Source organism: Pseudomonas gebzensis (genome assembly GCF_034427815.1).
GTDB lineage: Bacteria > Pseudomonadota > Gammaproteobacteria > Pseudomonadales > Pseudomonadaceae > Aquipseudomonas.
In genome coordinates, this window is sequence record NZ_JAXQNS010000007.1 from 130,329 (window position 1) to 148,873 (window position 18,545).

At 63.5% G+C, this 18,545-nt stretch carries 14 protein-coding genes; 12 read left to right on the forward strand and 2 right to left on the reverse strand.

Features of this window, described 5'->3' with window-relative positions; translation table 11 throughout:
• The first annotated feature begins 13 nt into the window (after window positions 1-13).
• The 5 genes from dgcA to SJI00_RS14930 all read left to right on the forward strand — a co-directional run bounded on the left by dgcA (window position 14) and on the right by SJI00_RS14930 (window position 7,420).
• Window positions 14-2,074, forward strand: coding sequence for a dimethylglycine demethylation protein DgcA (dgcA, locus tag SJI00_RS14910; RefSeq protein ID WP_322462477.1), 2,061 nt, complete (start codon window positions 14-16; stop codon window positions 2,072-2,074).
• A gap of 278 nt (window positions 2,075-2,352) precedes the next feature.
• Window positions 2,353-4,305: a dimethylglycine demethylation protein DgcB gene (dgcB, locus tag SJI00_RS14915; RefSeq protein WP_322462478.1), complete on the forward strand. Its 1,953-nt coding sequence runs from the start codon at window positions 2,353-2,355 to the stop codon at window positions 4,303-4,305.
• Window positions 4,305-5,537 (forward strand): electron transfer flavoprotein subunit alpha, encoded by a 1,233-nt coding sequence (etfA, locus tag SJI00_RS14920; protein ID WP_322462479.1) that lies wholly within the window; start codon window positions 4,305-4,307, stop codon window positions 5,535-5,537. The genes dgcB and etfA overlap by 1 nt, the downstream gene beginning before the upstream one ends.
• Window positions 5,538-5,547: 10 nt before the next feature.
• Window positions 5,548-6,318, forward strand: a complete 771-nt coding sequence (gene etfB, locus SJI00_RS14925) for an electron transfer flavoprotein subunit beta (RefSeq protein ID WP_322462480.1) — start codon at window positions 5,548-5,550, stop codon at window positions 6,316-6,318.
• Between the two features lie 367 nt (window positions 6,319-6,685).
• Window positions 6,686-7,420, forward strand: a complete 735-nt coding sequence (locus SJI00_RS14930; RefSeq protein ID WP_322462481.1) for an RHS repeat-associated core domain-containing protein — start codon at window positions 6,686-6,688, stop codon at window positions 7,418-7,420.
• A gap of 51 nt (window positions 7,421-7,471) precedes the next feature.
• Here the strand turns inward: SJI00_RS14930 and gbca are convergent, their stop codons facing one another.
• A complete protein-coding gene (gene gbca / locus SJI00_RS14935) occupies window positions 7,472-8,764 on the reverse strand; it encodes a glycine betaine monooxygenase oxygenase subunit (protein WP_322462482.1) in 1,293 nt (430 codons plus the stop codon).
• A gap of 307 nt (window positions 8,765-9,071) precedes the next feature.
• Between gbca and gbcB the strand changes: the two genes are divergently transcribed.
• From gbcB to SJI00_RS14950, 3 genes are all read left to right on the forward strand, one after another.
• A complete protein-coding gene (gbcB, locus tag SJI00_RS14940; protein WP_322462483.1) occupies window positions 9,072-10,172 on the forward strand; it encodes a glycine betaine monooxygenase reductase subunit in 1,101 nt (366 codons plus the stop codon).
• A gap of 223 nt (window positions 10,173-10,395) precedes the next feature.
• Window positions 10,396-10,626, forward strand: a complete 231-nt coding sequence (locus SJI00_RS14945; protein ID WP_312932659.1) for a hypothetical protein — start codon at window positions 10,396-10,398, stop codon at window positions 10,624-10,626.
• On the forward strand, window positions 10,623-10,934 hold the full coding sequence (locus SJI00_RS14950; RefSeq protein ID WP_322462484.1) for a cell division protein ZapA: 312 nt from the start codon (window positions 10,623-10,625) through the stop codon (window positions 10,932-10,934). Before SJI00_RS14945 ends, SJI00_RS14950 begins: the two co-directional genes overlap by 4 nt.
• Window positions 10,935-11,001: 67 nt before the next feature.
• Here the strand turns inward: SJI00_RS14950 and SJI00_RS14955 are convergent, their stop codons facing one another.
• A complete protein-coding gene (locus tag SJI00_RS14955) occupies window positions 11,002-12,042 on the reverse strand; it encodes a threonine aldolase family protein (protein ID WP_322462485.1) in 1,041 nt (346 codons plus the stop codon).
• A 457-nt stretch (window positions 12,043-12,499) separates the two neighbouring features.
• Between SJI00_RS14955 and SJI00_RS14960 the strand changes: the two genes are divergently transcribed.
• Genes SJI00_RS14960 through SJI00_RS14975 form a run of 4 tightly spaced genes read left to right on the forward strand, consistent with a single transcriptional unit; the run spans window position 12,500 to window position 18,384 of the window.
• The gene (locus tag SJI00_RS14960) at window positions 12,500-13,753 is read left to right on the forward strand and encodes a serine hydroxymethyltransferase (RefSeq protein WP_322462486.1); all 1,254 of its coding nucleotides are present in this window, start codon (window positions 12,500-12,502) and stop codon (window positions 13,751-13,753) included.
• Between the two features lie 14 nt (window positions 13,754-13,767).
• On the forward strand, window positions 13,768-15,018 hold the full coding sequence (locus SJI00_RS14965; protein ID WP_322462487.1) for a sarcosine oxidase subunit beta family protein: 1,251 nt from the start codon (window positions 13,768-13,770) through the stop codon (window positions 15,016-15,018).
• A gap of 16 nt (window positions 15,019-15,034) precedes the next feature.
• Window positions 15,035-15,370 (forward strand): sarcosine oxidase subunit delta, encoded by a 336-nt coding sequence (locus SJI00_RS14970; protein WP_322462488.1) that lies wholly within the window; start codon window positions 15,035-15,037, stop codon window positions 15,368-15,370.
• Window positions 15,367-18,384 (forward strand): sarcosine oxidase subunit alpha, encoded by a 3,018-nt coding sequence (locus tag SJI00_RS14975; RefSeq protein WP_322462489.1) that lies wholly within the window; start codon window positions 15,367-15,369, stop codon window positions 18,382-18,384. Before SJI00_RS14970 ends, SJI00_RS14975 begins: the two co-directional genes overlap by 4 nt.
• Window positions 18,385-18,545: the final 161 nt, after the last annotated feature.

An 18,545-nucleotide genomic window follows, 5' to 3' on the forward strand; every position in this document is an offset into this window, starting at 1 on the left:
TGGAGAAACCGTCATGGCCTTCGAAGCAATGTTCCAGCCGATTCAAATCGGCAAACTGACCATCCGTAACCGTGTGCTCAGTACCGCCCACGCCGAGGTGTACGCCACCGATGGCGGGATGACCACCGACCGTTACGTCAAGTATTACGAAGAGAAGGCCAAGGGCGGCATCGGCATGGCGATCTGCGGCGGCTCGTCCGTCGTGGCCATCGACAGCCCGCAGGAATGGTGGGCGTCGGTCAACCTGTCGACCGACCGCATCATCCCGCACTTCCAGAACCTCGCTGACGCCATGCACAAACATGGCGCCAAGATCATGATCCAGATTACCCACATGGGTCGTCGTTCGCGCTGGGACGGCTTCAACTGGCCGACCCTGATGTCGCCGTCCGGCGTGCGTGAGCCGGTGCACCGCGCCACCTGCAAGACCATCGAACCCGAAGAGATCTGGCGGGTGATCGGCAACTACGCCCAGGCCGCGCGTCGGGCGAAGGAAGGCGGTCTGGATGGCGTCGAACTGTCGGCCGTGCACCAGCACATGATCGACCAGTTCTGGAGCCCGCGGGTCAACAAGCGTACCGACGAATGGGGCGGCAGCTTCGAGGGCCGCATGAAGTTCGGCATGGAAGTGCTCAAGGCCGTGCGTGCCGAGGTCGGTGACGACTTCTGCGTCGGCATGCGCATCTGCGGTGACGAGTTCCACCCCGATGGCCTCAGCCACGAAGACATGAAGCAGATCGCGGCGTACTACGACGCGACCGGCATGGTCGATTTCTTCGGTGTGATCGGCTCGGGTTGCGACACCCACAACACCCTGGCCAACGTCATCCCGAACATGAGTTATCCGCCGGAGCCGTTCCTGCACCTGGCGGCCGGCATCAAGGAAGTGGTCAAGGTCCCGGTGCTGCATGCGCAGAACATCAAGGACCCGAACCAGGCCCAGCGCATTCTCGAAGGCGGCTACGTCGACATGGTCGGCATGACCCGCGCGCACATGGCCGACCCGCACCTGATCGCCAAGATCAAGATGGGCCAGGTCGACCAGATCAAGCAGTGCGTCGGTGCCAACTACTGCATCGACCGCCAGTACCAAGGCCTGGACGTGCTGTGCATCCAGAACGCCGCGACCTCCCGTGAATACATGGGGGTGCCGCACATCATCGAGAAAACCACGGGCGCCAAGCGCAAGGTGGTGGTGGTCGGCTGTGGCCCTGCCGGTATGGAGGCCGCGCGCGTGGCGGCCGAACGTGGCCACGACGTGACCGTGTTCGAGAAGAAGGAACAGATCGGCGGGCAGATCATCACCGCCTCTAAAGCGCCGCAGCGCGACCAGATCGCCGGTATCACCCGCTGGTACCAGCTGGAGTTCGCCCGCCTGAAGATCGACCTGCGCCTGGGCACGGCCGCCGATGTGGCAACCATTCAGGACCTGCGTCCGGACATCATCGTGCTGGCCAACGGCGGCCACCCGTTCATCGAGCAGAACGAGCACTGGGGTGCTGAAGAAGGCCTGGTGGTGAGCAGCTGGGACGTGCTCGACGGCAAAGTCGCGCCGGGCAAGAACGTGCTGGTCTACGACACCATCTGCGAGTTCACCGGCATGTCGGTCGCCGACTTCATCGCCGACAAGGGCAGCCAGGTCGAGATCGTCACCGACGACATCAAGCCGGGCGTGGCCATGGGCGGCACGACCTTCCCGACCTACTACCGCAGCATGTACCCCAAAGAGGTGATCATGACCGGTGACATGATGCTGGAGAAGGTCTATCGCGAGGGCGACAAGCTGGTGGCGGTGCTCGAGAACGAGTACACCGGCGGGCGCGAAGAGCGTGTGGTCGACCAAGTGGTGATCGAGAACGGCGTGCGGCCCGACGAAGCGCTGTATTACGCGCTCAAGGAAGGTTCGCGCAACAAGGGCCAGATCGACGTCGAAGCGCTGTTCGCGATCCAGCCGCAGCCGATTCTCAGCCAACCGGGCGAGGGTTACTTGCTGTATCGCATCGGCGACTGCGTGGCTCAGCGCAACGTGCACGCCGCGATCTACGATGCCTTGCGCCTGTGCAAGGACTTCTGATCGCACCTGCTTGAAAGCCGCCGTCGCTGGCGGTTCTGGCCCAGATGGAAACCCGCGTGAAAACCGCCCACCCAGGTGGGCTGGTTCCCGTATGGGCCTGCATGAAAGCCGCCATCACTGGCGGGACTGGCCCCCTGTAGGAGCGGCTTTAGCCGCGAAAGCGTCAGTACTGAAAACGGTATTGTCTGATCTGGCGTTTTGGCGGCTAAAGCCGCTCTTACAGGGTCCGCGTCCACCCTTGCCGTGGCGCAAGAATCCAGCTGTTGTGGGAGCCTCCCATGTTGAACACCCTGTTACCCATCCTGCTGTTCGCGGCGCTCGCCCTGGCCGTGCTCGGCGCCTTGCGCCGCGTGCGCATGTGGCGCCGTGGGCGGCCGTCCAAGGTCAACCTGATCGGCGGATTGCTGGCCATGCCGCGCCGTTATCTGGTGGACCTGCACCATGTGGTCGGGCGCGACAAGTACATCTCCAATACCCACGTCGCAACCGCCGGCGGCTTCGTGCTCTCGGCGGCGCTGGCGATCCTGGTGCATGGCTTCGGGCTGCAGAACAAGGTCCTCGGCTATGGCCTGTTGATCGCCACGGTGATCATGTTCACCGGCGCCTGCTTCGTCTTCAAACGCCGCCTCAATCCGCCTGAGCGCCTGTCCAAAGGCCCATGGATGCGCCTGCCCAAAAGCCTGCTGGTGTTTGCCGCAAGCTTCTTTGTCGCGACCTTGCCGGTCGCCGGCATCCTGCCTGCCAACACCGGCGGTTGGGTAATGGTCGCGGTGCTGGGCCTGGGCGTGTTGTGGGGCGTGTCGGAGCTGTTCTTCGGCATGACCTGGGGCGGGCCGATGAAGCACGCCTTCGCCGGCGCGTTGCACCTGGCCTGGCACCGGCGCAGCGAGCGCTTCGGTGGCGGTCGCTCCACCGGCCTCAAGCCACTGGACCTGGAAGACCCGAAAGCGCCCCTGGGCGTGGAAAAACCGGCTGATTTCACCTGGAACCAACTGCTTGGCTTCGACGCCTGCGTGCAGTGCGGCAAGTGCGAAGCCATGTGCCCGGCCTTCGCCGCTGGCCAGCCGCTGAACCCGAAGAAACTGATTCAGGACATGGTCGTGGGCCTGGCCGGTGGTACCGATGCCAAGTTCGCCGGCAGCCCGTACCCTGGCAAACCCATTGGTGAGCACGGCGGCCATCCGCACCAGCCGATCGTCAATGGCCTGGTCGACGCTGAAACCTTGTGGTCGTGCACCACCTGCCGCGCCTGCGTCGAGGAATGCCCGATGATGATCGAGCACGTCGATGCCATCGTCGACATGCGCCGTCACCTGACCCTGGAAAAAGGCGCCACGCCGAACAAGGGCGCCGAAGTGCTGGACAACCTGATCGCCACCGACAACCCTGGCGGCTTCAACCCAGGCGGGCGGATGAACTGGGCCGCTGACCTGAACCTGACCCTGCTGGCCGATGTGCAGCGCACCGAGGTGCTGTTCTGGGTCGGTGACGGCGCCTTCGACATGCGCAACCAGCGCACCCTGCGCGCCTTCGTCAAAGTGCTCAAAGCCTCCGGCGTGGAGTTCGCCGTGCTCGGCCTGGAAGAGCGCGACAGCGGTGATGTGGCCCGTCGCCTGGGTGATGAAGCGACCTTCCAGCTGCTGGCCAAGCGCAACATCCAGACCCTGGCCAAATACAGCTTCACGCGCATCGTCACCTGCGATCCGCACAGTTTCCATGTGCTCAAGAATGAATACGGCGCGCTGGGCGGCGAGTACGCGGTGCAGCACCACAGCACCTACATCGCCGAGCTGATTGCGCAGAACAAGCTCAACCTCGGCCAGCACAAGGGCGGCAGCGTCACCTACCACGACCCGTGCTACCTGGGCCGCTACAACGGTGAATACGAAGCCCCGCGCGAGGTGCTCAAGGCCCTCGGCATCGAGGTCCGCGAGATGGAGCGCTCCGGCTTCCGCTCCCGCTGCTGTGGCGGTGGTGGCGGGGCGCCGATCACCGACATCCCGGGCAAGCAGCGGATTCCGGACATGCGCATGGACGACATCCGCAGCACCGAAGCCGACGTGGTGGCTGTGGGTTGCCCGCAATGCACGGCGATGCTCGAAGGGGTGGTCGAGCCACGCCCATTGATCAAAGACCTGGCCGAGCTGGTGGCCGATGTGCTGCTCGAAGACCAGGCCCCGGCTGCAGCAAAACCGCAAGCGGCCAAACGTGAACCTGCGGAGGTGCACTGATGAGCGACCTTATCCGCCGCGATCCACGCATCGAGTGGATCGCCCGTAACCGTCTGCATCCGCTGCATGCGGCGATGCAGACCCAGCAAACCAGCTGGATGGGGCCCAACGGTCTGATGCGCAAGAACACCCATGCGATTGCGGCCGGTTTCATGGGGCCCAATGGCCTTAAACGAATCGACCGCAGCGGCGCCCAGCAGGGCACCGCCGCCGGTGGCCGGCGCACGGCCGCCGCCGAAGTGCAGCTACCGCTGCATCAGGTGGTCGATCCGGCGTTCTACATTGCTGTGGTCCCGGACATGGTTGGCGGCCGTCTGGGCGCCCACGACAAGGACCTGCTCGGCCTGGCTCACAGCCTGGCCGGCCAGGATGGAGCGGTGCTTGCCATCGTCTTCGGCGAGCAGAAGGAAACCGCTTTCGGCAATGCCGGGGTGGACCGCTTGCTGGTCATCGAAGGCGAGGCCTTCAAAGGCTATGCCCCTGAGCAACTGGTCCATGGCTTGCGCGCCGTGGACAGCCAGTTCGCGCCGCGTCACTGGTTGCTGCCGGACAGCCGCGCCGGCGGGGGCGAGCTGGGTCGTCGGCTGTCGGCGGCGATGGGCGAGCGCCCAGCCACACGGGTATGGCAGGTCAAGGAGGGCGAGTGCATCGGCCGTGCCGGTGCGGGTCAGCAAGACCTGCAGCGGCCGGTGGCGCGGGTCATCCTGGCGTCGTCCGAATGTGCCGATCCGGTCAGCGATACCCGGCATGAAGCCTTGCCTGTGGAGTTGTCATCGCCCGTGGCGCGAAGCCTCTCGCGCATCGAAGACCTTGGATCGGTGGCGGTGGACCCTGCGGCCATTGCCATGGCCGAAGCCGAGTTCATCGTCTCGGGTGGTAGCGGCATCAAGGACTGGGATCTCTACCACAAGGCCACCGCTGCTCTGGGGGCCACCGAAGGCGCCTCGCGAGTGGCCGTGGACGACGGCCATATGCCGCGCAACCGTCAGGTGGGTGCCACGGGTACCTGGGTCACTGCACGGGTGTACGTGGCCATTGGTATTTCCGGCGCCGTCCAGCACCTGCAGGGCATCGGTGCCTGCGACAAGGTGGTGGCCGTAAACATGGACCCGGGCTGCGACATGATCAAACGCGCCGACCTGTCGATCATTGGCGACAGCACGGCGATTCTCCAGGCCTTGATCGAGGCGGTGGACAACTTCCGCAGCGGCGGCCAGCGCGACGCGGCTTGAGGGCACGAGCATGAGTACGAAAGTCATCAGCCTGGTTTCCATCGGCGCGCACCCCAGTTCCGGGCGTACCCGCCGCGCCGAACAGGATGCCCGCGCGGTCGAGCTGGGTTTGCAACTGGCCGGCGAGCACTTGCAAGTGGTGCATGCCGGCGATCACCGCGAAGAAGCCTTGCGCGCCTACCTGGGCATGGGGCTGGATCACTTGGACGTGCTGGAACAGCCAGCGGGTGCCGATGTGTTGGGCGTACTGGGTGATTACCTGCGTGATGCCGGTGCGCAGCTCGTGCTGACCGGCACCCAGGCCGAAACCGGTGAAGGGTCGGGTATGCTGCCGTTTCTGCTGGCCGAACAACTCGGTTGGCCGCTGATCGTTGGATTGGCTGAAGTGGAGTCGATCGAAAACGGCACTGCCCAGGTACTGCAAGCATTGCCGCGCGGTCAGCGACGCCGATTGAAGGTGCGTCTGCCGCTGCTCGCGACCGTCGACAACGCTGCACCGACGCCTCGGCAGAGCGCGTTTGGCCCGGCTCGACGCGGTGTCCTGGCGGCGCGGGAGGTCCAGGTGGTCGAAGACGACCTGCTCGCCGATGCGCAACTGCAACCGGCCCGGCCACGGCCCAAGCGCCTCAAGGTGATCAAGGCCAAGAGCGGCGCCGACCGGATGAAGGCGGCCACGGCCAAGGCCAGCGGTGGTAGCGGCAAGGTGATGAAGGATGTCACGGCCAAAGAGGGAGCTGATGCAATCATGAAGCTGCTGGTGGAGGAGGGCGTGTTCCGCTGAAGCGCTTCGCGGCGCTGGCCAGATATCCCCGATGAGCAACGCCGGGCGCATGGAGGTGTTTCACCCGAGTCGTTTTCCAGCGAAGTGCTTGTCGGCATGGCGTGGGAAGCGCACGTTCGCGACGCCTTCGATCTGGCCTGGCTCTCATTCGAGTGTGTTCGGGAAAGCCTGAGGTGCCATACCGCGCGAAACGCGTGGCATGCCGACAGATCAGTGGCCCGTGTTGCAACGGTGGTTGCCGCTGAGCAGCCTTGGGATGAAGGAATGACCAGGCTGCTGGCACCCCGTACCTGAGACTTGTACCAGTTAACCGCTTCGGCCCCCTCTGCTAGCGTGGAATCTTCGTCGTTCCCGAAGCATCCTTGCCATGACCCACACCCCTTTTCACCACACCAACCTGCAGCGCCCAACCCTGAGTGGTGCGCGCCCCTCTTCCCAGGCCTATGGCCCTTATGGCGCGCAGACGCGATGCAGCCACCACGCGCTCGCCTTCACAGGGCAGCGCCGCGATCAGCGTACGGGCGGGTACCACTTGGGCAATGGTCATCGTATGTTCGATCCGGTATTGATGCGGTTTCATGCCCCTGATCGGCTCAGCCCTTTCTCCCAGGGTGGCATCAATGCCTACGCGTACTGCTTCAACGACCCCATCAATTTCCATGACCCATCCGGTCGTGTGCCGATCTTGTTCACGACCATTCGAAACATGGTCGCCAGCGTCGTTAATCTTGCGATCAGTGTCACGAAAGGTTATCGAGGATACCGGACGCTCAGGGATTTCAATGTCAACACAGGATATGGAGGAACGCGCACGGGCGTGGTGGCCAGTACGGCGGCCGAGACCCCGGTTGCGCGGATGAGCGCCAGAGAGATCGCGCTGACAGTATTTGGTGCTGCCAGCGCTGGTGCGGGTCTCGTCACTTCAGCGGTGCGTGTGTTCGTGCCGAACTCCGAGCCGTTGATGTGGACAGACGCCTCGTTCGCGACCGTCGCTACAGCGTTGTCGTTTTATGAACTTTGGACCTTGGCGACAACGCCCACGGACAGGCGTTACAACACGCACCTGCGGGCTGTGAGCGAAATAAGAGAAACGCGCATGTAAACAGTGGCTGCACGCCGCGGTGCAGCCGCCGCGGCATGCCCATGCGGTCGATTACTGCGCCTTGATTTCCTTCAAGTACGGCGCAGGCTCCGCCCCCAGATTGTTCAACACCCGCTGGCTGTACCAGTCGATGAAGTTCACCACACCGAACTCGTAGGTGGTCGAGTACGGCCCAGGCTGGTAAGCGGTGGAGCTGATCCCGCGCTGGTTCTCTTCGGCCAGGCGACGGTCCTGGTCGTTGGTGGCGTCCCATACTTTGCGCATGTTGGCCGGGTCATAGTCAACGCCTTCCACGGCATCCTTGTGCACCAGCCACTTGGTGGTGACCATCGATTCCTTGGCGCTGATCGGCCACACGGTGAAGACGATCATGTGGTCGCCCATGCAGTGGTTCCAGGCGTGCGGCAAGTGCAGGATGCGCATCGAGCCGAGGTCCGGGTTCTGGATGCGGCCCATCAGCTTCTTGCACGCGGGTTTGCCGTCCATGGTCATCGACACGGTGCCCTTGAGCAGCGGCATGCGCACGATACGGTTACGCAGGCCATGGCTCTTGTGCAGGTAAGGAATCTTCTCGGCTTCCCAGGCGGCGGAGCAGGCCGCGACCTGGTCCTTGAATTCCTGGCTGGCGCGTGGATCGTTGGTGTCGTCGAACTCGAGCAGGGTTTGCAGCAGCTCCGGGTGCGAACCATTGCAGTGGTAGCATTCGCGGTTGTTTTCCAGCACCAGCTTCCAGTTGGCCTTTTCGAACAGTTGGGTCTGCACCGCGACCTTGGTGTTCTCCATGTCGTACGGTTCCATGTAGTGGTCCAGTGTGGCCAGGAACTCGTCGATGGCTGGCGGGTTTTCCGCCAGGCTGATGAAAATGTAACCGCCTGCAGTCTTCACGTTGACCGGCTTGAGGCCGTACTGCTTCATGTCGAAATCAGTGCCCATTTCGGTGCCGGCGAACAGCAGGCGGCCGTCGAGCTCGTAGGTCCACTGGTGGTACGGGCAGACCAGCTTGGCCACCTTGCCTTTTTCATGCACACACAGGCGCGAACCACGGTGGCGACAGACGTTGTGGAAGGCGTGCACCTTACCTTCGGTACCACGCACAACGATGATCGGGTTGTTGCCGATCTCAAGGGTCAGGTAGTTGCCCTTGGCCGGGATTTCGCAGGTCATGCCGGCGATCAGCCACTCCTTGTGGAAGATCTCCTGCATGTCGATCTGGAACAGACGCTCGTCGGTGTAGAAAGGCTGGGGCAGCGAGTAGGTGCGCTCGCGGTTCTGCAGCATCTCGGCGGTAGCCTTACGTGCAGGTTCAAGTGGATCGCCCAGGCTCAGGGTTGCGGTGACGTCCATCGTGTATTCCTCATGGCCCTCTAGGGCCGGCGAAAGGTGGCTAATCATTGTTGTGGTGCCGCTGCTTCTACCTGGCGGTTATTCACTTAAAACCAGCAGGTCCATTTGCGGTGGAGTGTGCGATTACTGTGCGCGCGAACCGTATCTATGGGCGACATGGCCGAATCCGATCCCGACGCCCGAACCCTTGTCTCACGGGGCTGGTCGCGATAAGCACGCCGATGTCGCAGATAGGAAAGTGCGACCCCTCGGCCTTGAGCATTATCGCAACCATAAAAAGGCCGGTAGTCGGCCGCTGGAGATGATCATGTCCGAAACCTTCCTCAATCCGGTCACTACTCAGACCTGGGTCAACGGCCGCCATACCGTGCGCTGCGTCAAGGTCATCCAGGAAACCTGGGACGTGCGTACCTTCTGCTTCATGGCCGATGCGCCGATCATGTTCTTCTTCAAGCCCGGACAGTTCGTCACCCTGGAACTGGAGATCGACGGTAAGCAGGTGATGCGTTCCTACACCATCTCCAGCTCGCCTTCGGTGCCGTACAGCTTCTCCATCACCGTCAAGCGGGTGCCGGGTGGGCACGTGTCCAACCACCTGCACGACACGCTGCATGAAGGCCAGGAGCTGGCCGTGCACGGCCCGGTCGGCCTGTTCAACGCCATCGACTTCCCGGCCAACAAGGTCCTGTACCTTTCCGGCGGCGTCGGCATCACGCCGGTGATGTCCATGGCGCGCTGGTTCTACGACACCAACGCCAATGTCGACATGGTCTTCGTGCACAGCGCACGGACCCCCAAAGACATCATCTACCACCGCGAACTCGAACAGATGGCCTCGCGCATCCCGAACTTCGGGCTGCACATCATTTGTGAAAAGCACGGCCTGGGCGAGCCTTGGGCGGGCTATCGCGGCTACTTGAACCAGCGCCTGATGGAGCTGATCGCGCCGGACTACATGGAGCGCGAAGTGTTCTGCTGCGGCCCGACCCCGTACATGACGGCGGTCAAGCGCATGCTCGAAGGCGTCGGCTTCGACATGAGCCGCTACCACGAGGAATCCTTCGGCGCGACGCCGGCCGAAGACAAGGCCAACGCGGTCGAGAACGCCGAGCAGGCGGCCGACGCGCCGGAAGTCGATGAATCGGACCTGAACCTGGTGGAGTTCATCGGCAGCGAGAAGAGCATCCGCATCGCGCCGGGCGAAACCGTCCACGCGGCGGCAGCGAAAGTCGGCCTGATGATTCCCAAGGCCTGCGGTATGGGCATCTGCGGCACCTGCAAGGTGCTCAAGCTGGGCGGTGAGGTGGAGATGGATCACAACGGCGGGATCACCGAGGAAGACGAAGCCGAGGGTTACATCCTGTCGTGCTGCAGCATTCCCAAGGGTGATGTGCGTATCGATTACTGAGGTCGGTTACCGGCGGTGAATAGAAACAGGCCCACGCAGGGCCTGTTTTCGTGTGTGAGGCGTTCAGCGCGCTGACCGGTCGATCAGCGGCGGATTTTTCGGGAACATGCTGCCCGTTGCTCGGTCAATGGGCGGCTTGACGCAGTCATCCTGATATTAATTGGCGGGGGCGCGCACTTTTCATTATGGTGGGCGCCCTTTGCAACAACCCCGAGATAGAGCCATGTTGGAAGCCTCCCTTAATCAAATCGAGCAACTGGTCACCGACCTGCTGCAGAAGAACACCCAACTGACCGAGCAGAATGCCTCGCTCGGCCAGGAACTGGCTCAGGCCAAGGAAGAGAACGAAACCCTGCAGCTGTCGCTGATGGAGCAGGAAGAGAAACAGGGCGCCACCGCATCGCGTCTGCAAGCGCTGCTCGAGCGCGCCGGTGCTGGCACCGTCGGCGCATGAGCTATTACGCGCGACAGGAACAGCCGGTGAATGTCGTGTCGATCCTGGGTGTCGATTATTCGATAAAGGCGCCGGACGGCCAGGAAGAAACCCTCAGCCAGGCGGTGCGCATGCTCAACGCTGCGCTGAACGACACCAAGCGTCAGTACCCGACCTTGATCGGCGACAAACTGCTGGTATTGGCGGCATTGAACCTGTGTTCGCAGCAGATCGAGTTGCAGCAGGCGCATCAGCAGACCTTGGCCCGCACGCAGGCGCAGCTCGATGCAACGGTCAACGCCATCAGCCGGACCATCGCTGATCAGTGACCCGGGTCGCTGGCGTTGACCGGGACCTGGCCTGAGTCATTCAGGCCAGCCCGTTCACCCCTCTTTTTCAGCCGACGATGATGGCGCGGATATCCGCCGCCAGTGCGCGCACGCGCGCCTCTTCGGTGTCCCACGAGCACATGAACCGCGCGCCGCCGCTGCCGATGAAGGTATAGAAGCGCCAGCCTTTGTTGCGCAGGGCCTCCAGCGCCGCTTCGGGCATTTGCAGGAATACGCCATTGGCCTCGACCGGGAACATCAGTTCCACCCCTGGCAAATCGCTGACCAGGCTCGCCAGCAACTGGGCGCAGTGGTTGGCGTGGGTGCCGTGGCGCAGCCAGGCGCCGTCTTCCAGAATCCCCACCCAAGGCGCCGACAAGAAGCGCATCTTCGATGCCAGTTGCCCGGCCTGCTTGCAGCGGTAGTCGAAGTCCCGTGCCAGGTCGTGGTTGAAGAACAGGATCGCTTCGCCCACCGCCATGCCGTTCTTGGTGCCGCCAAAGCACAACACATCGACGCCAGCTTTCCAGGTCAGCTCGGCAGGTGAGCAGCCAAGGAACGCGCAAGCGTTGGTGAAACGCGCGCCGTCCATGTGCAGGTGCAGGCCCAGTTCCTTGCAGGTCGCGCTGATCGCTTGCAGTTCATCCGGGCGATACACCGTGCCCACTTCGGTGGCCTGCGTGAGGGTGACCACGCGTGGTTTGGGGTAGTGAATGTCCTGGCGCTTGAGGGCCACTTCGCGGATGGCCTCAGGTGTGAGCTTGCCGGCGTCGGTGCGCGCGGTGAGCAGTTTGGAGCCGTTGGAAAAGAACTCCGGTGCGCCGCACTCGTCGGTCTCGACGTGGGCGGTTTCCGAACAGATCACGCTGTGGAAGCTCTGGCACAGCGACGCGAGGGCCAGTGAGTTGGCGGCGGTGCCGTTGAAGGCAAAGAACACTTCGCAGTCGGTTTCGAACAAGCGGCGGAAGTGATCGGCGGCTTGCTGTGTCCATTGGTCGTCGCCATAGGCGCGCTCGTGACCGCGGTTGGCCCGGTCCATGGCGGCCCAGGCTTCTGGGCAGATACCCGAATAGTTGTCGCTGGCAAATTGTTGGCTGTTGTCTGGCATGACGCTTGTCCTTTAAGCGAGGCAGTCCGCACTCTAAACCATCGCCTGAGGGCGAGGGTAGGCAGGATGATCAGGGAATGTGCTGGGCCGACGCTGCCCCGCTATCGCGGCTGAAGTCGCACACCCGCTGGGCGATCTGCGCCAGAAAAACCGACGTCATCGTGGCAGCACCCTGGCGCGCCCATCGGCCGGACACCGAGGCTGCCGACCGTAGTGGGCCAATTGCGGCTACCGTTCGGCCAGCGCTTCACTGCAGCGATCGAGGCGGCTCGAAAAAAGCGATCACCACCCGCGTTAGAGGCGCTCGAGCCCTTCGGCATGTTCTTGCAGCCAATGTCGTAAACGCGCCATTGCAAGGCGTGCGCAGGCATCTGACTCGCCCGTCCCGGCCATACCATCGCCACAAAGGGTCAATGAACCCTCCAGACAAAAAATGATCGCTGCCGGGAGATACACGATGTTCAGCAAGCAAGACCAAATCCAGGGTTATGACGACGCACTGCTGGCGGCGATGAATGCCGAGGAGCAGCGCCAGGAAGATCACATCGAGCTGATCGCCTCGGAGAACTACACCAGCAAGCGCGTGATGCAGGCCCAAGGCAGCGGTCTGACCAACAAGTACGCCGAAGGCTACCCAGGCAAGCGCTACTACGGCGGCTGCGAGCACGTCGACAAAGTGGAAGCGCTGGCCATCGAGCGCGCCAAGCAGCTGTTCGGCGCTGATTACGCCAACGTCCAGCCGCACTCCGGTTCCTCCGCCAACAGCGCCGTGTACCTGGCCCTGCTGCAAGCCGGCGACACCATCCTGGGCATGAGCCTGGCCCACGGCGGCCACCTGACCCACGGCGCCAAGGTGTCGTCTTCGGGCAAGCTGTACAACGCGGTGCAGTACGGCATCAACACCGATACCGGCCTGATCGACTACGACGAAGTCGAGCGCCTGGCCGTCGAGCACAAGCCGAAAATGATCGTTGCCGGTTTCTCGGCCTACTCCAAGACCCTCGACTTCCCACGTTTCCGCGCCATCGCTGACAAGGTCGGCGCACTGCTGTTCGTCGACATGGCCCACGTCGCTGGCCTGGTCGCTGCAGGCCTGTACCCGAACCCGCTGCCCTTCGCTGACGTGGTCACCACCACCACCCACAAGACCCTGCGCGGTCCACGTGGCGGCCTGATCCTGGCCAAGGCCAACGAAGAGATCGAGAAGAAGCTCAACGCAGCCGTGTTCCCCGGTGCCCAGGGTGGTCCGCTGATGCACGTCATCGCCGGCAAGGCGGTGTGCTTCAAGGAAGCCCTGGAGCCAGGCTTCAAGGCCTACCAGCAACAAGTGATCGACAACGCCCAGGCCATGGCCCAGGTGTTCATCGACCGCGGCTACGACGTGGTCTCCGGTGGCACAGACAACCACCTGTTCCTGGTCAGCCTGATCCGTCAGGGCCTGACCGGCAAAGAAGCCGACGCCGCCCTGGGCCGCGCGCACATCACCGTCAACAAGAACGCCGTGCCGAACGATCCACAATCGCCGTTCGTGACCTCGGGCCTGCGCATCGGCACCCCGGCCGTCACCACCCGCGGCTTCAAGGTGGCCCAGTGCGTGACCCTGGCCGGCTGGATCTGCGACATCCTCGACAACCTGGGTGATGCAGACGTCGAAGCCGACGTGGCGAAGAACGTCTCGGCCCTGTGCGCCGATTACCCGGTTTACCGCTGAGGGAGTAACTCTTGATGAAACGCTATTCGGGCTTCGGCCTCCTCAAACATTCCCTCAGCCACCACGAAAACTGGCAGCGCATGTGGCGCACGCCGACCCCCAAGAAGGTCTATGACGTGGTCATCGTGGGCGGTGGCGGGCATGGCTTGGCCACGGCCTACTACCTGGCCAAGGAGCACGGCATCACCAACGTGGCGGTGATCGAGAAGGGTTACCTGGGCGGCGGCAACACCGCCCGTAACACCACCATCGTGCGTTCCAACTACCTTTGGGACGAATCGGCCAAGCTGTACGAACACGCCATGAAACTGTGGGAAGGGCTGTCGCAGGACATCAACTACAACGTGATGTTCTCCCAGCGCGGCGTCTACAACCTGTGCCACACCCTGCAGGACATCCGTGACTCGGAACGCCGGGTCAACGCCAACCGCCTCAACGGCGTGGACGGCGAGCTGCTCAACACCGAACAGGTCGCGGCTGAAATTCCGTACCTGGACTGCTCGAAGAACACCCGCTACCCGATCCTCGGCGCGACCATCCAGCGCCGTGGCGGCGTGGCCCGTCACGACGCCGTGGCCTGGGGCTATGCGCGTGCCGCCGACGCCTTGGGCGTCGACCTGATCCAGCAAACCGAAGTGATCGGCTTCCGCAAGGAAAACGGCGCAGTGATCGGTGTGGAAACCAACAAGGGCTTCATCGGCGCCAAGCGCGTCGGCGTGGTCACGGCCGGTAACTCCGGGCACATGGCCAAGCTCGCCGGCTTCCGCCTGCCGCTGGAATCGCACCCGCTGCAAGCACTGGTCTCGGAGCCGATCAAGCCCATCATCGACAGCGTGATCATGTCCAACGCCGTGCACGGCTACATCAGCCAGTCCGACAAGGGCGACCTGGTGATCGGTGCCGGTATCGACAGCTGGGTCGGTTACGGCCAGCGCGGCTCGTACCCGGTGATCGAGCACACCATGCAGGCGATCGTGGAAATGTTCCCGATCCTCTCGCGCGTGCGCATGAACCGCCAATGGGGCGGCATCGTCGACACCTGCCCGGACGCCTGCCCGATCATCTCCAAGACCCCGGTCAAGAACCTGTTCTTCAACTGCGGCTGGGGCACCGGCGGCTTCAAGGCGACCCCGGGTTCGGGCAACGTCTTCGCTGCCAGCCTGGCCAAAGGCGAGATGCACCCGCTGGCCAAGCCGTTCTCCATCGACCGTTTCCACAACGGTGCGCTGATCGACGAACACGGCGCTGCGGCCGTCGCCCACTAATTCGGAGACAACCTTCATGTTGTACATTTTCTGTCCCCATTGCGGCGAGCTGCGCTCCGAAGAAGAGTTCCATCCCGCCGGCCAGGCACACATCGCCCGCCCGCTCGACCCGAACGCCTGCACTGACGAAGAGTGGGGCACCTACATGTTCTTCCGCGACAACATTCGCGGCATTCACCATGAACTGTGGGACCACGTTGCCGGCTGCCATCAGTACTTCAACATGACCCGCAACACCGAGACCTACGAGATCCTGGAAACCTACAAGGTGGGCGAACAGCCCAAGGTGACCGCTCGCGAGAACACACCCGCGCAATCGGCGGCCGTCAACGAACGGGGAGAAAACGTATGAGCCAGACCTATCGCCTCTCCAGTGGTGGCCGCGTCGACCGCAGCAAGGTGCTGAACTTCACCTTCAACGGCAAGACCTACCAGGGCTATGCCGGCGACAGCCTGGCCGCCGCACTGCTGGCCAACGGCGTCGACATCGTGGGGCGCAGCTTCAAGTACTCGCGCCCACGCGGCATCATCGCCGCCGGCACCGAAGAGCCGAACGCCATCCTGCAGCTGGGCTCGAGCGAAGCCACGCAGATCCCGAACGTGCGCGCCACCCAGCAGCCGCTGTACTCGGGCCTGGTGGCCACCAGCACCAACGGCTGGCCGAACGTCAACAACGACATGATGGGCATCCTCGGCAAGGTCGGCGGCAGCATGATGCCGCCGGGCTTCTACTACAAAACCTTCATGTACCCGAAATCCTTCTGGATGACGTACGAGAAGTACATCCGCAAGGCCGCAGGCCTGGGCCGTTCGCCCCTGCAGAACGACCCGGACAGCTACGACTACATGAACCAGCACTGCGACGTGCTGATCGTCGGTTCCGGCCCTGCCGGCCTGTCGGCCGCATTGGCCGCTGCCCGCAGTGGCGCCCGTGTGATCCTCGCCGATGAACAGGAAGAGTTCGGCGGCAGCCTGCTCGACACACGCGAAACCCTCGACGGCAAACCGGCCGCCGACTGGGTGGCGGGCGTCATTGCCGAGCTGCAAGCCCTGCCTGAAGTGACCCTGCTGCCGCGGGCCACCGTCAACGGCTACCACGACCACAACTTCCTGACCATCCACGAGCGCCTCACCGACCACCTCGGCGACCACGCACCGCTTGGCCAGGTGCGCCACCGCGTGCACCGTGTCCGTGCCAAGCGCGTGGTGCTGGCTTCCGGCGCCCACGAGCGCCCGCTGGTCTACGGCAACAACGACGTGCCGGGCAACATGCTCGCTGGCGCCATTTCGGTGTACGTGCGCCGTTATGGCGTAGCACCGGGTCGCAAGCTGATGCTGTCGACCAACAACGACCACGCCTACCGCGCGGCACTCGACTGGCACGACGCTGGCCTGCAAGTCGTCGCGATCGCCGATGCCCGTCACAACCCGCGTGGTTCGCTGGTTGAAGAAGCGCGTGCCAAAGGCATCCGCATTCTCACCTCCAGCGCCATCATCGAAGCCAAGGGCACCAAACACGTCACTGGCGCGCGCATCGCGGCCATCGACACCGTGGCGCACAAGGTCACCAGCCCGGGCGAATGGCTCGAGTGCGACCTGATCGGCAGCTCCGGCGGCTATAGCCCGGTGGTTCACCTGGCCTCGCACCTGGGTGGCCGTCCGGTCTGGCGTGACGACATCCTCGGCTTCGTGCCGGGTGACGCACCGCAGAAACGCGTCTGCGTCGGTGGCATCAACGGCGTCTATGCCCTGGGTGACGCACTGGCCGATGGTTTCGAAGGCGGCGTGCGCGCAGCCACCGAAGCCGGCTTCCAGCCCACCACCGGCAGCCTGCCAAAAACCGTGTCGCGCAAGGAAGAGGCCACGGTGGCGCTGTTCCAGGTACCGCATGACAAAGGCACCGCCCGCGCGCCCAAGCAGTTCGTCGATCAGCAGAACGACGTCACCGCTGCGGCCATCGAACTGGCTACCCGCGAAGGCTTTGAATCGGTCGAGCACGTCAAGCGCTACACCGCGCTGGGCTTCGGCACCGACCAGGGCAAGCTGAGCAACATCAACGGCCTGGCCATCGCCGCACGCTCCATCGGTGTGACCATCCCGCAGATGGGCACCACCATGTTCCGCCCCAACTACACGCCGGTGACCTTCGGCGCCGTTGCCGGTCGCCACTGTGGGCATATCTTCGAGCCCGTACGTTTCACCGCGCTGCATTCGTGGCACGTGAAGAACAACGCTGAATTCGAAGACGTCGGCCAGTGGAAGCGTCCGTGGTACTTCCCCAAGCCGGGCGAAGACCTGCACCGCGCCGTCGAGCGTGAGTGCAAGGCGGTGCGCGCCAGCGTCGGCCTGCTCGACGCCTCGACCCTGGGCAAGATCGACATCCAGGGCCCGGACACGCGTGAGTTCCTCAACCGTGTCTACTCCAACGCCTGGACCAAGCTCGATGTGGGCAAGGCTCGTTACGGCCTGATGTGCAAGGAAGACGGCATGGTCTTCGACGACGGCGTGACCGCCTGCGTCGCCGACAACCACTTCATCATGACCACCACCACCGGCGGCGCTGCCCGCGTGCTGCAGTGGCTGGAGCTGTACCACCAGACCGAATGGCCGGACCTGAAGGTGTACTTCACCTCCGTGACCGACCACTGGGCGACCATGACCCTGTCGGGCCCCAACAGCCGCAAGCTGCTGGCCGAACTCACCGACATCGACCTCGATAAAGACGCGTTCCCGTTCATGACCTGGAAGGAAGGCAATGTCGGCGGCGTGCCAGCGCGGGTGTTCCGTATCTCGTTCACCGGTGAACTGTCGTACGAAGTGAACGTGCAGGCCAACTACGCCATGGGCGTGCTGGAACAGATCGTCGAGGCGGGCAAGAAATACAACCTGACGCCGTATGGCACCGAAACCATGCACGTGCTGCGCGCCGAGAAGGGCTTCATCATCGTCGGCCAAGACACCGACGGCTCGATGAACCCGGACGACCTCAACATGAGCTGGTGTGTGGGGCGCAACAAGCCGTTTTCCTGGATCGGCCTGCGGGGCATGAACCGCGAAGACTGCCTGCGCGACGACCGCAAGCAACTGGTCGGCCTGAAGCCGGTCGATCCGAAGGTCTGGCTGCCGGAAGGCGCCCAGCTGGTGAACGACCCGAACCAGCCGATCCCGATGGACATGGTGGGCCACGTGACCTCCAGCTACGCGTTCAACTCCCTGGGCTATTCGTTCGCCATGGGCGTGGTCAAAGGCGGTCTCAAGCGCATGGGCGAGCGGGTGTATTCGCCGCAAGCCGACGGTAGCGTGATCGAGGCAGAAATCGTGTCTTCGGTGTTCTTCGATCCGAAGGGTGAACAGCAGAACGTCTGAGACCCCGGACAGCACACGCTGCGGGACATGCAACACGATCAGTGCAGGAGCGGCTACTGCCGCGATGAGGCCGGTGAGTCCACCGTCGCCTTCTCGGTTGACCGGTACGCCGGGCCAACCGCTCCTGCAGATCTCAAGGTTGCCCCGCAGTGCATGCGCCC